At 36.3% G+C, this 15264-nt stretch carries 4 protein-coding genes; all 4 read left to right on the top strand.

Features of this window, described 5'->3' with window-relative positions; genetic code table 11:
• Positions 1-103: 103 nt before the first annotated feature.
• The 4 genes from C7Y47_RS12960 (at position 104) to C7Y47_RS12945 (ending at position 14975) form a co-directional block, all read left to right on the top strand.
• Positions 104-3772, top strand: a complete 3669-nt coding sequence (locus tag C7Y47_RS12960; protein ID WP_185903485.1) for an S-layer homology domain-containing protein — start codon at positions 104-106, stop codon at positions 3770-3772.
• 959 nt (positions 3773-4731) lie between these two features.
• Positions 4732-9207, top strand: coding sequence for an endonuclease (locus tag C7Y47_RS12955; protein ID WP_142509163.1), 4476 nt, complete (start codon positions 4732-4734; stop codon positions 9205-9207).
• Between the two features lie 340 nt (positions 9208-9547).
• Entirely contained in the window at positions 9548-10552 is a 1005-nt protein-coding gene (locus tag C7Y47_RS12950) for an acyltransferase family protein (RefSeq protein ID WP_255505164.1), read from the top strand.
• Between the two features lie 1270 nt (positions 10553-11822).
• Positions 11823-14975, top strand: coding sequence for an S-layer homology domain-containing protein (locus C7Y47_RS12945; protein WP_142509161.1), 3153 nt, complete (start codon positions 11823-11825; stop codon positions 14973-14975).
• Positions 14976-15264 lie beyond the last annotated feature (289 nt).

The following is a 15264-nucleotide window of genomic DNA, read 5'->3' as shown; positions in this document are numbered from 1 at the left end:
TTAGGTATGCAACTATACTTTTATGTGTAGTTGTTTATTTACTGCATTTCTATGTATTTGTAGTAGAGACATATTTTATGAACTTAGAGGAGGAAATTTTTCTATGGCTAACCAACCAAAGAAATACAAAAAATTCGTAGCAACAGCTGCTACAGCTACATTAGTAGCATCAGCTATCGTACCAGTGGCTTCTGCAGCAAGTTTCACAGATGTACCAAATAGTAACTCTCACAAAGATGCAATCAGCTCTCTTGTAGACGCTGGTATCATCAAAGGATATCCAGATGGCACATTCAAACCAGACCAATATGTTTCTCGTGGTCAAGTGGTTAAATTATTAGGTCGCTGGTTAGAAACTGAAGGTAATGAAATTCCAGCTGACTGGAATACAAAACAACGTTTCAACGATCTACCAGTAACAACTGCTGATAAAGAATTAGTGCAATATGCTGCACTTGTTAAAGATGCAGGCGCATTTAATGGTGCAAACGGCAACTTAAACTACTCACAAAATATGGCACGTCAACAAATGGCAATCGTTTTAGTTCGTGCTATCAAAGAAATCCAAGGCGTAGATCTAGTTAAAGAGTACAAAGATGCTAAATTCACGAGCGAAATCTCTGACTTAGGCGGTCTTAATACTGAACAACGTGAAGCAATCACTGCTTTAGAGTATGCTGAGTTAACAAAAGCAGCTACACTACCAGGTAAAGCATTCAAACCAAATGACACAATTACTCGTGCTCAATTCGCTTCTTTCTTAGATCGTACAATGAAACTTGAAGTACCATCTCATGCAAAAGCAGCTGTAAAAGCTATCAACAACACAACTGTTGAAGTAACATTTGATCAAGAAGTTGACAACGTACAAGCTCTTAACTTCGAAATCAAAGATCTAGAAGTTAAAAACGCAGCTGTAAAATTAACTAACAAAAAAGTTGTTGTTTTAACTACTGCACCTCAAACAGCTGACAAAGAGTACACTGTATCTCTTGGCGGCGAAGAAATCGGTAAATTCAAAGGCGTTAACGCTGTAATCCCAACTAAAGTTGATTTAGTTGAAAAATCAACTCAAGGTAAACTTGGTCAACAAGTAACTCTTAAAGCACAAGTTACTGTAGCTGAAGGTGCTTCTAAAGCTGGTATTCCAGTAACATTCTTCATCCCAGGTTCTGCTAACGGAGTAAAAGCTCCTGTAACAGTTGAAGCTTTAACTAACGATGAAGGTATCGCTACTTACTCTTACACTCGTTATGCTGCAACAAACGATACAGTAACTGTATATGCAAACGGTGACCGTTCTAAATTCTCAACTGGCTATGTATTCTGGGCTGTTGATCAAACATTAACTATTACTGAAGTAACTGAAGGCGCTACTATCAACAACGGTGCTAACAAAACTTACAAAGTAACTTATAAAGATCCAGAAACTGGTAAACCGGTATCAGGTAAAACATTAAACGTTTCTGTTAAAGAAAACATTGATGTAACTGTTGATAAATTACAAAACGTAACTATTAACGGTACTGCAGTAGTACAAACAAGTGATATTAATACTAAAGCAGCTCAAATTAAAACTGATTCAAAAGGTGAAGCTACATTCACAGTTTCAGGTTCAAACGCTGTAGTGACTCCAGTAGTGTTCGAAGCTACTCCAATTAATACTACAAACACAAACGGTACAGTTGTAACAACTGGATTTAACCAAAAATATACTCCAGATACACTACAAGCATCTGCTGCTAAAGTAACATTTGGTGCTGTTCAAGCTTCATACAATATCGAAGTAAAACGCGATGGTGGAGAAGTAGCTGCAACTGGTCTTAAAAATGGACGTAAATACAATATTGTTGTTAAAGATAAAGATGGCAAATTAGCTGCAAATGAAACAGTAAATGTTGCATTTAACGAAAATATTGATGGTGTTATTTCTACAGTAACTTCTGCTAAATTTGTTAAAGTAGTAGATGATGAACAAGTTGCTTTTGATGGTGACAAAATCACTGTTAAAACTAACTCAAAAGGTGAAGCAAGCTTTGTCATTGCAACTCCAGATGATAAAGTAAACACTTATGCTACACCTATTGCTTGGATTGGCATTAGCAATCAAAATGGAGCAAACTTAAATAAAGGCGAACCATTCGCAATTGCTCCTATTTCTTACTTCCAAGCTGAGTATCTTGAAGGTTCTAAACTAGTTTCTAAAAACGGTTCAAAAGAAACTTCAAAATTCAGTGGCAAAGATAAAGCTACATTTGAAGTACAACTTACAAACCAAAGTGGTAAAGAAGTAGCTACTTCAGGTTATGAAATTAAAGATGTATCTTATACTATCTATAACACTGGTGCTGAAGATGTAACAGTGAATGGTGTTGACATCCAACCTAATCGTGTTCATACTTTAATTGCTCCAGATGGGAAAATTGCTGTTACTTCTAAAGATGAAAAATCTACTTCTGTAAAAGTTATAGCTACAGGCGTTGCTAAGAAAACAGAAAATGGAATTGTAAAAGAATTTGCATTCACTTCTAAAGAAGCAACAGCAACATTCACTTCTACATCTGAAGTAACTAACTTATTTACTGGCAATATCAAATCATTCAATACTGATAAGAAAACTGTCGTATTTAATGATAAAGATGGCGATAAAGCTGCTATAAAATATGCTGGTGAAACAGGTAAAACATATGTTTATAAAAATGTAAATGGTGCACCACTTTCTGAAGCGCAATTTGTACAACTTCTTAAAGATGCAACTGGCAGTGTAAAAGCAACTTACGAAGTAAAAGATAATACTGTAACATTCTATGTTCTTGCTATTAATAATGGTGGAGATAAACCAGCTGATACAATTGCAGTTGGAGAAGAAGATACTTCAGTATCATCTATTAAAGTGAAAAATGTTGCAGCAACTGGATCAGGTAATACTTATAATGTAGTATTCCCAGTTGGTACAGATTTAGCTGCTATTAAAGCAGAAGATGTAGTAGTAACTACTACAAACTCTGGTGCAAAAGTAGCGAAAGCAACAACTGCTAATAATGGTGCTACTTGGACAGTAGAAGTAACTGCAAAAGATGGTAAAGCAAAAGCAACTTATACTATCAACGCATCAGTATCAGCAACTGTATTAAACTCAGCTAAAATCACTACTGAAGCAAAAGAAGGTAAACCAGAAGCAGGTACTCCAGGTACTAAAGGTAGTGTTGAGCTTTCAGGTGTTAAATTTACTGCAACTGATGCTGCAGGTGGTAACGGTGATGGTATTACAGTTAACCTTGTAGTCGGTACACCAACTGCAGGTGAAGCTTCAGCTGCATATAATGCAACTAATAAAGAAGTTACAGTTACAATTAAAGATACAGCAACACAAGGTGATGTTAAAACAGCGATTGAAGCATTACCTACTGCTGATAAAGTAGTTACAGCAACTACAACAGCTGATACTACTGTAGTAACAGCTAAAACTGGTAAAACAACAGGTGGATATGTAGCAGCAACGCAAGCAACTAATGGAGAATTGGTATTAACGTTCTCTGACGCTGTAGAAACTTTAGTTGTTGGAGATATCTTAGACTTAACTGTTGATGGAAAACCAGTTTCTGGTACAGTTGCAACAGTTAGCGCAGATAAAAAAGTTATTACTGTATCACATGCATATAATGCATCAGTAGTAGTAGATAAAGCCCTAACAGCTATCAAATTCAAAAACGTTGACCTTAAAGATGCTGGTGGTAACACTGTAAAAACATCTACTGTTATTACTAAATAATTCTAATTAAAATATTAGATAATGGTCCTGTGGGAGAAAAATCTCCTACAGGGCTTTTTCTATTTATGCAATTCCCCATTAGATCTGTCAGTCAAAAATAATTAACTGAAAGTGATATACAGAATAAACTTGTGATACTTCCTCTTTCCTTATTAAGTGAGAACTTTAGAAGAGTTCACAAAACGCCCACTTCAATTTTCAATTTGAAGTGGGCGTTTATTGTACATTGTAATCGTTTCCAACTTAGCCTAATGATAGGTTGACCGTGCTGATACTAGTCCAATAATGCGATGTTGGCTTTCATGGATGGTTTCTAGCTACTTTGTCTTTGCTATATGTTGCCATGTAAAAAATACCTCAAAGTTTGATTTTATAGCTCTAAACTGCGCCCCGATTGTTTGACACACTCTAACTTTGGGCTACGGCACCATAAGATTCTATTTCTTTTGATATAAAAGTATTTTGTCCTTTTTAAAAATTTAGCAAATAAGATAAATTGGCTCCTTATCAGAGTGTTATTTGTATTTATGTGTTAATAATTCGTTTTAAATTACTAAATTCCCTGTAGTAAATACGTATTCTTGATATTACAATTTTTTAACATAATATAAATACTATTAAAATAGTGAATTAATAATAATATGTTTACATATATATGTAGGGGGAAATATGTTTTGAATAGTTCAGCTATTTATGGCACGCCGTAGACGATGAAGTAAATCGACAGCCTAGATAGAGAGAGACGGAAAAAGGTGGAGATAGCAAAGTTAAGTTTTCTTTGTCGTTAATTGCAATCTAAACAATTTTAAAGACAGATACTGAAAAAAGCTTATTTTGAAGGAATCATAGTTAAATGAAGAAACAATTCTATAATTCTTTTGCAAAGTCTTCTCTTAATAGAGGGAAGGCTTTGCATTTTAAAAACTAACTTTCCTAAATTTGAAAGGAGAATTAACTAGATGTCAAAGAAGAATTGGAAGAAGCCGATAAACGCCTTTTTAGCAACAACTCTAGTCGCGAGTGTTGCCGCACCAGTAGCACCACTCACTGTACAAGCTGAAACATTAGCAAAGGATTTAATCATTTCAGAGTATATAGAAGGAAGCTCCTTCAATAAAGCCATTGAAATATATAATGGTACAGGTGCAGCGGTTGATTTAAGCAATTATACGTTAGAGCTTCATACGAACGGGGAAGTTACCGCGAAAAATAAAGTGAATCTGACGGGTACTCTAGAAAGCGGAGCTACTTATGTTTTATATCATAAAGATGCAGCTCCTAACATTAAAGCAAAAGGAAATCTAGAAAACTCAACTGTTATTAATTTTAATGGAAATGATCCAGTCGTTTTAAGGAAAGCTGATGAAATAGTTGATTCCATTGGACAAGTTGGACCTTCAGCGGATTTTGCTAAAGATGTAACTTTAGTAAGGAAGAGTTCAGTCTTTTTGGGTGATACAAATATTGAGGATCCATTTAATTCAGCTTTAGAATGGACTTCATATCCGGTAGATGATTTTTCTAATTTAGGGCAACATGTTATGGATATTGATTCAGGTCAGCCTGTTGACCCTGAAGCACCGGGAATTCTTTCAATTGGAGAAGCTCGGAATAAAGGAGTAGGTGAAACTGTAACTATTAAAGGTAGAGTTGCAGCAGGCTTGAAAAATACGTTCTCCGTCCAAGACGAAACAGGTGGTATTGCCGTAAGACCTACTAGTTTAGCTATGTCTATCGGAGATGAAGTTACTTTAAAAGGTAAGTTAGCTGACTATCGTGGGCTACTACAATTAGATGGTGCTACAATCGTTGAAAAGGTTGAAAATGCCGGTTTACCTTCTCCAAAGGTAGTAACAGGTGCTCAAGTGAATGAAGATAGTGAATCACAGTTAGTAACAGTGAAAAATGTTACGCTCACAGACGTTCAACAAGGGGCTGGATGGGCAAACTTTACTGCAAGTGACGGAACGAATTTCCTCGTACGAGATGAAACAAATTCGCTAGATCTAGCTGCCGGTACAAACTATGAATCTATCACTGGTATTGTTCAACAATTCGATAAAGACTATCAAGTAATTCCTCGATCAAAAGCAGATATTGTAGTGGATAGTTCAGCATTAAAGCCTGCAAGCGCATCCCCTGGAAGTGGAACGTTTGTTGGAAAGACAACAGTTACTTTAACAACACCGACAGCCGATGCAGAAATTTATTACACATTAAATGGCACGGTGCCAACTGATAAAAGTCTTAAATATGAGACACCAATTGAAATTAGCAAAAATACGACTTTAAAAGCAATAGTTAAAGCGAAAGATGGCACATATAGCAAAATAACTACATTTGATTATCGCATTGCTGATCAACTACAAATTCATGATATTCAAGGTGCGGGGCATGCTTCAACATTTGATGGTAAAACAGTTGAAGGAATTGAAGGAATCGTAACTTATTCATTTACGTTAAATAATAATTGGTATTATACGATTCAAACGCCAGATGAATTGGCTGATCATGATCCGAATACTTCTGAAGGAATTTTTCTGTACAGTGGAAAGAAACCATGGCCAATAAAGGTAGGGGATTTAGTATCTGTTAAAGGTAAAGTAAGCGAATATGCTTACGATGGCTATGATGATAGGCAGCAAACAGATTTAAAAACAACTCAAATTAATGTGCGTGACGATCAAGATGGAAAAGTAGAAGTCATTAAAAGTAGTGTAGCTTTACCAAAAGCAATTGAAATCGATAAGCTAAAAATGTCATTTAGTCAAATAGACAGCGATCAACTCCAAATTTTTAATCCAACAATTGATGCTATTGATTTTTGGGAAAGTATTGAAGGCATGAGAGTAAAAGTTGGAAACGTGAAGGCGGTAGCACCACAGGAGCATGGAGATTTAGTAACAGTACTTGAGGATGAACCAACGGACACAATTCACGGTGGGGTATTGTATGAGAAAGAAAATGCAAATCCAAACAGAATTCAATTCCGATTAGAACCGAATGGGGCTGCACGTGATTTTGAAGTGGCTACAGGAGATAAATTTAAAGGGCCAATTACGGGAATCGTAGGCTATTCCTATCAAAACTTTAAAATCTATGCTTCTTTAGATGAGATGAAGGCAGCTTATAAAAGAGGAGATACTTCACCAGAGACTACAAAAATCGTAAAGGCAGAAGATAAGTTAACAATTGCCTCGTATAATTTGGAGAACTTCTCTAATAACAAAACTTCTACAACTGATGATAAAGCAAGAAAACTAGCAAGAGCAATTGGTATTGATATGGGCAGCCCCGATATTGTCGGCGTAACTGAGGTGCAGGATAATAATGGGCCATCTGCAGGAGATTCCAAAGCGGATCAAAGTTATAAAAGGTTAATTGACGCTATTAAAGGTGTAGGTGGTGTCGAGTATCAGTATGTTAATATCGATCCAATCAACAATCAAGACGGTGGAGCACCGGATGCAAATATTCGAGTTGGTTTCCTTTATAATCCAAAGCGAGTTAAGCTGAAGGAAGGTATCCCAACAGGAGATGCCACAACAGCTGTTGGTTATCAAGATGAGAAATTAACATTGAACCCTGGACGAATTGATCCGGCAAATGGAGCGTTTAATAGTAGCCGCAAACCTTTAGCTGCACAATTTGAATTCCAAGGTGAAGATGTAATTGTTATCGCAAATCATTGGAATTCTAAAAATGGAGATACGCCTTTATTTGGTGCGATTCAGCCGCCACAGTATGGGAGTGAAGGGCAACGTAAAAAAATCGCCAACATTGTTTATAATTTTGTTGGGGACATTAAATCAAAAAATCCAGATGCAAATATTGTTTCTTTAGGTGATTTTAATGATTACCAATTTGCAGATGCTCTTAAAATCCATGAAGGTCAATTGATGACAAATATGATTAATAAAGTGGATGCTTCGGATCGTTACACATATGTTTATCAGGGGAACTCACAAGTATTAGACCATATTTTGGTGTCAAACAATCTAAAAGACAAAACTGATGTCGATATTCTTCATATTAACGCTGATTTTACAGACATGGCTGGCCGTGCAAGTGACCATGACCCTGTAATGGTTCAAATCGATGTTAATAAAGGCTCAACTGTTGAACCGATTCAGCCTGAAATAGTATATGATTATAAGAACTTCAAAACAAACAAATTGACGATAAATAAACCCAGTGTGGCAGTGCATTTAGATGCCCAATCCGTTATTCCAAAAGGTGTATTCCTTAAAGGTGCTTATGCGGAATTACATGGAGAAGGCTTTAAGACGACTGATGTTTTCCTTAGTCCAGCTAAAGCAGGGATGATTATCGACCTTAAAGGCAATAGCGTGAAAACACTCACAATTGAAGGTCCAAATGTCAGTGAAATAAGAGGCGCTGAAAATATAGATATACAATCGATAATCTATAAAAAGGGCGCAGCTCCTGAACAAATTAAATTTACAAATTCGAAGGGGGATCCCATTGTGGATCCTTCTTTGCCTTCAGAAAACAAACAACCAATCATTAAAAATCCGATTTCAAACAAAACTGTAGCTGTTGGAGAGGAAATTCGAATTGATTTAACAGATCATTTTTCCGATCCTGATGGTGATAAACTTTCATTTACGGCTACAAAGGGTACTATAAGTGGAAAATTATTAACACTCAATTTAGATGAGGGTAGTCATATTGTTGGCGTTACAGCATCTGATGGCAAGAAAAGTGTCACGACAAGCTTCAGCGTGACAGTAATTGCTAATGATTATTATGCAGGCGCATATAACAAGGAAGGTCAAGCACTAAAAAGGGCTCTTCATGATATCATTTCTGAACAAAAGGTACTTTCTTATGATGATGTTTGGGATGCTTTAAAGTATACAGATGAAGATCCTAATAATCCGAATAATGTCATTTTATTTTATGCTGGGAAATCTAGTCCAAAAACAAACAATGGCGGCAATGTAGGAAACTGGAACCGAGAGCATACGTGGGCAAAATCACACGGAAACTTTGGGACAAGCAAAGGACCCGGAACAGATATCCATCATTTACGCGCAACCGATGTACAAGTTAATAGTTCAAGAGGAAATTTAGACTTTGACAATGGGGGTAGTCCAGTCGCTGGTTGTAATGGCTGCTTTAAAGATTCAGATTCATTCGAACCACCTAATCGCGTAAAAGGTGATGTGGCACGTATACTATTATATATGGCAACTCGTTATGAGCCTGGAGATAAGGTTGATCTTGAATTAAACGATAAAGTCAATAATGGAACAGCCCCCTATCACGGTAAACTCTCTGTTCTTTTACAATGGCACAAGCAAGATCCTGTAGATGAATATGAAAAACAAAGAAATGAAAGAATTTACGATATCCAAGGCAATCGAAATCCGTTTATAGACCATCCTGAATGGGTGGAGAAGATTTGGTGATGGAAAGTTCCGATAATGCAGTGACCTTAGACTTTCGATATTACTTTCTTCTTTATTAATAGAGAAGAGAGTACTCAAAACGCCACTTCAAAGTTAAGTGGCGTTTGTTTATCTCAAATTCTAATCTCATTGAATCAAGACGTTGATTGATTTTCTTTAATCCGCTTAAAACTTCCTCCAACGATTTCATCTCTCATCTATTAAGTATATCTAATTTGTTAATCTATCTCTCTTTAATATAAGCCCCTCATTATAGCATAGATAACAAGTATCTCCATTGCATTGATCGACAAACTATGACAGACTTAAATGAGACATAATAGTTTTAGGAGAATGTTTAGTGATCAAAGAGTGGGATTTACTGCGTGTGGTGGCGTGTTTGTCTATCTTATTATTACACACCTCTTCATGGATTATTATGGAGGTAGGTGTAGAGCCAGAGCAGTCGTTTTATCTGTTTTTACGGATTGCGCTCTGTTATGCAACGCCGACGTTTATTTTGTTGTCTATTTTAATTTTGGCGAATCGTTATCAGGTTAAAATACCGAATAACTTTTGGCCGAATAGAATTCAATATATCTTTCTACCATATTTAATGTGGGCCATACTTGATTCTGTAATTGTAGAGATAATTTATCACAATGGCTTAGTATGGGAAAAGTTTGTTAGTAATGTTGTTTACGGTGGGTTTGTAGGCTGGTTTGTTGTGGTTATGATGCAGTTATATGTAGTCTTTACGTTGATGAAGCGTTTTAAATGGTCTATGGCTTGGTTTTTACCGTTATGTGTGCTGATTATGTTAATCCATCATTCATTGATTGCCTTGCCATATCCATTTTTTGAAGAGAATGATCTCATGTTGCGTTTACTCTTTACGGGCTGGCTTGGTTATTTTGCGATAGCATATGCGATGGGTATGTATTATACGCAGATTGCTGCGCTTGCGAAAAAGTATCGTTACGCGATGGTTGTGTTGTTCGTGTTATCTGCTATCTTTTTATATATCCGTCTGCAGCTCGGTTATACAGAGACGCATTCGAGACGACTTGATTTAATACCGCTTGTTATAAGTATCGCCTTGTTGGTAATTGCCTGGGGGCAGTCGCTACCTTATACGAAAACGGTTCAATTGCTAAGTCGATATGCGTTTATGATCTATCTCATTCATTGGGAGGTTCTGCGGATATCAACAGGATGGTTTGTGGATCATTTTAATAGTACGCTTGTGCGAGTGCTATTGCTAATGTTGTGGGCGCTAATTGTTTGTATTACGGTGACGAAGTTAATTTCGATGCTTCCATTTAGTCAGTTTGTAATTGGGAGAATAAAAAAGCGTACCGCATAGGAAAAGCAGTGATTTCTTTAATTATAGAAATCACTGCTTTTTTTGTTTCACCGGTAGCAAATAGGGAAGCACCGCTAGGGATAGAAGTATCGCCGATAGCATCTACCATTCCGCAGTTTCAATAGATTCACGAATATGGCATACGATACGAGGCATGCGTTCCAACCATTTTAATAAGCCCCATTTTCAAAGCAAATTAATATAATAAAAACCCCATGCTATAAATGTCCAGCACGCCCCGTGTTAAAAGCCCGTGAAGCAAGAATCGCTGATACCTCCAAGAAGATCGCTGATAAAAAGCTAAGAATCGCTGATACCTCCAAGAAGATCGCTGATAAAAAGCTTAGAATCGCTGATACCTCCAAGAAGATCGCTGATAAAAAGCTAAGAATCGCTGATACCCCCTAAGAAGATCGCTGATAAAAAGCTAAGAATCGCTGATACCTCCAAGAAGATCGCTGATAAAAAGCTAAGAATCGCTGATACCTCCAAGAAGATCGCTGATAAAAAGCTTAGAATCGCTGATACCTCCAAGAAGATCGCTGATAAAAAGCTAAGAATCGCTGATACCCCCTAAGAAGATCGCTGATAAAAAGCTAAGAATCGCTGATACCTCCAAGAAGATCGCTGATAAAAAGCTAAGAATCGCTGATACCCCCAAGAAGATCGCTGATAAAAAGCTAAGAATCGCTGATACCCTCAAGAAGATCGCTAATAAAGAGCTTAGAATCACTAAAAAGCTATGACAACGATAATCTCAAGAAAATCGCTGATAAAATACCAAATAATGATAGAATAACTGCAATTGCTGATTAAAAAGTGCCCAATTTATAAGTCAATTTCTGAACATAAAAGTAGCTTATATAATATACCTAAAAATTAATAATATATAAAATTTCTGGAAATATCTAATAGAATATAGGAAATACAAGAATAAATTACCTACCTGATTGTGACATGAGTTCACGAATTGTTCACTAATGGTTTTTAATCAATTATTGCTTGAAAGTCGAAAATTGTAGAAATTTGGATGGTAAAAATGACATGGGTAAGATGGTATATTTTCCTTGTGGCAGTAAGGTTTGTCTGTTAATTTTCAGGATGGTAACAATAACAATATTTGTACAAATTATGGTTTAAAAACCTTTAGAACTAAAGCATTACCACAATTTTCATTCCAGGTATTTCATTTTGAAATTTATCATCTCGTACTCTTATAATGAAGTCGTAGTCATGAATATTGGCTAATTTATCTAGGAGGTAATTTCATATGAAACAAAAATATAGTAAATGGGTTGTAGGCGCAGCATCAGCAGCCCTAGTAGCATCAGCAATCGTACCAGCAGCAAGCGCAGCAAGCTTTTCTGATATTAAAGATAATGACCATGAGGACGCTATTTTAGCATTAGCAGACGCTAAAATCGTAGCAGGTTACCCAGACGGCACATTCAGACCGGATGCTGTAGTTACTCGTGGTAATGTAACTAAATTCTTAGGAAAATGGTTAGTTTCAGAAAATTACGAAATTCCTGCAGACTATGCAACAAAAGCTCGTTTCACTGATTTACCAACATCAACATCTGACAAAGAGTTATTACAATATGCAGCACTTGTTAAAGATGCTGGCGTATTCAAAGGTTCAAATAACCAATTAATGCAAGCTAATAACATGAGCCGTGAGCAAATGGCAGTTGTTTTAGTACGTGCTATCAAAACTGTTTATAACATAGATTTAGTAGCTGATTACAAAGATGCTGACTTCGAATCTGTTATCACTGATTTAGACAAAGCTACAGCTACAGAAAATCGCGAAGCAATCATCGCGTTAGAATATGCTGGTATTACAAACGTTAAAACTATACAACAGTTCAATCCTAAAAACTCAGTAACACGCGGTCAATTTGCATCATTCTTACACCGTACGATTACTATGGGTGAACAAGCATCTTTAACTGTTAAAGAAGTTAAAGTTGTAGATGCAACAACATTAGAAGTAACACTTTCTGATGACAAAAAACACACGGTAACATTACCAACTCCACTTCCAGAAAACAAAGAAACTAAAGTAGAGTTCGTTATCGATGGCAAAACTTATTCTGCTGAAGTTACATATGTAACTGCGGTAAAAGTAAAATCTGTTGATGCAGTAAATGCAAAAACTTTAGCTGTAACATTCAATAAACCAGTTGAAACTGAAAAAGCTAAATTTGAGCTTAAAAAAGATGGCTTCAAATCTAACTTCTCTTCTATTACATGGAACGAAGATAAAACAGTTGCAACAATTGAATTAACAAGCAAAATTACAAAAGGTGAATTCACTGTAAACGTAACTGGTCTTACAGATGAAGCACTAACTGGTTCTGTGAAAACAGAAGACGAAAAAGTTTCTTCTATTGAAATCCTTGGTGAAGTAGCTCCATTAATCGACAATACAAATACAGCTACAATCGGTTACCAAATTAAAAACCAATATGGTGAAGATATTACAAAATTAAACGCTTCATCATTAACAGTTTCTGCAGCAGGAGCTAAGGCAGATCCAAATGCAAACGGCTCTATTACAATCACTAAAGATGGCCTTAAAGAAGGCGACAAAGTAGTACTTACAGTGATCCATGGAGCAACTGCAACTACAACAACACAAACTGTAACAGTTTCTGCAAAAACAGTAGCATCTGACGTAACAATTGGTGCTCTTTACAACAAAGATGGCAAAACTTTAACTGAAGATACTGCTTTAGCAAAAGATAAATTCTATCTTCCTGTTACTGTAAAAGACCAATACGGTAAAGAAATTACTGAATTAAAACGTCTAAAAGATGAAGTTCTAGTAACAAATACAAACCAAGCTGTTGCAACATTTGGTGAATTTGAAAAACAAACAATCGAAGGCAAAGAAGTAGTTGTTCTTCCAGTTGATAAGATTGTGGCAACTGGTGATACAAACGTAATTGTTATCGCTAAAGCAACTGGTAAAAATGGACAAGCGACAGTGAAAGTTGCTGAAGGTGTACGTGCTGATTCAGTTACATTAGGCGCACCAACAAAAGTTGTTACTGCTGAAGCAGACATCCTATTCCCATTATTTGTTTCAGACAAACAAGGTAATGCTATTAAGGATACTACTGTATTAAACGGTACTAAAGGTATCTCTATTACTGGTGGATCTTTAGTAGAAAAAGATGGCGAGCTTTATGCAAAAGTAGCAGGCGCTAACGTAAAAGAAAACACACCAGTAACTGTTGTTGTAACATCTTCAACTGGTAAGGTTGCGACTCAAACAGTTATTCCTAAATCTACAACTGCACCAAAAGTAATCACTGGCTTAAATAGCAAAGTGAGCACAGCTATCCGTGAAATTGCTGGTGAAAAAGTAGAAATCACTGCAAAAGACATCGTAGTTGAAGATCAATTCGGTCAAGTTATTTCAACTGATGAGCTTCTTGCAAAACTTGCAACAGCAAAATACACAATCGAAGCATCTACAGATGAAAATGCACCATTCGAAGTAACAGGTAAAATCGGTGCTGCTGACAACAAAATTACAGTAGCATACAAAGCAGGCGCTACTAAAACAACTGCTAATGTAACATTCAAACTTGTAAAAGAGGATAATACTGCAATTGAAGCAAGTACTTACTCTAAACAATTCTCAGTTGTAAAAGATAGCTCATTCACTTCTTATAAAGTAGAAGATATTAAACCTATCTACGTAACTGAAAAAGAAGCTGGTAAAGCAGATTTAGTAATTCCGGATAAGTATGGCAAAGACATCGTTGTGAAAGCAGTAACTGCTAATGGTGGAGAAGTTACACTTAAAGCAGGTTCTGACTACACAGTAAAATCTGCAGTTCTTACAAACGTTGCAGATGGTAATATTACTACTGATGATGCAGCTAAAGTAGAATTCGATAAAGATGCTAAAACTGCAACTGCAAAAGTAACAATCACAATCAATGCTACTGGTGAAGAAATCGTGAAAGAAGTAACATTCTCTAAAGCTGCTCCTAAAGTAGAAAAAGTAGCTGTAGTAGAAGATGGTAAAGCTCAACAATACATTAATGGTGACGCTGTTAACTTCGTAACAACTTCTTCTTACAATGTAGCTGCTGACTTCGACTTAGATGCATTCTTCAAATTAACTGACGTAGTTGTTACTGACCAATACGGCGTAATGGCAACTGTTGCTGAAGCTGATGCTACTGGCGTAGTTAAAGGCCAAGCTGTATTTAACGGTGTTCCAACTGCTGCTGCAACACTAACTTTATCTAAAGTTTCTGGTGAAGTAGTATTCAGCAATAACGGTACAGCTACAGCATCTGCTACAGGTAAAGCTGGAGACGTATTCAATGCTCGTGTAAACATTGGTGGTCAAAGCGCAACTCCTGTAAAAGTTACAGCTAAACAAGACTTCAAAAACTAAGAAATATTTTTTAAACAGTGGAGGTTCGAGTTAAATCGAACTCTCCGCTGTTTTTTTTATTTATGATGAGCAGGGGTAATGGATAGAAGAGCGATAACGACGGAAAAAGAGGGAGAACGAGAGAAAGAAAAATCGCAACGCTAAATAAAATCACAAAAATGACAAATTTATCTCAAACCGACGAACTGGGTAGTCAATAGATGAGACTTCATAAAGTGTCTCACCCCAACATTCGATAGAAAAAAGAAACTCTTCATAATTGAAGATTATGAAATATTTGGATTCCCTT

Source organism: Lysinibacillus sphaericus (assembly GCF_006864135.1).
Lineage (GTDB): Bacteria > Bacillota > Bacilli > Bacillales_A > Planococcaceae > Lysinibacillus.
This window is presented reverse-complemented; position numbering and strand designations above follow the sequence as displayed.

Bases quoted from the DNA above. Each gene is read 5' to 3' on its own strand.
- C7Y47_RS12960 (WP_185903485.1), top strand. From the start codon at position 104: ATGGCTAACCAACCAAAGAAATACAAAAAATTCGTAGCAACAGCTGCT.
- C7Y47_RS12955 (WP_142509163.1), top strand. From the start codon at position 4,732: ATGTCAAAGAAGAATTGGAAGAAGCCGATAAACGCCTTTTTAGCAACA.
- C7Y47_RS12945 (WP_142509161.1), top strand. From the start codon at position 11,823: ATGAAACAAAAATATAGTAAATGGGTTGTAGGCGCAGCATCAGCAGCC.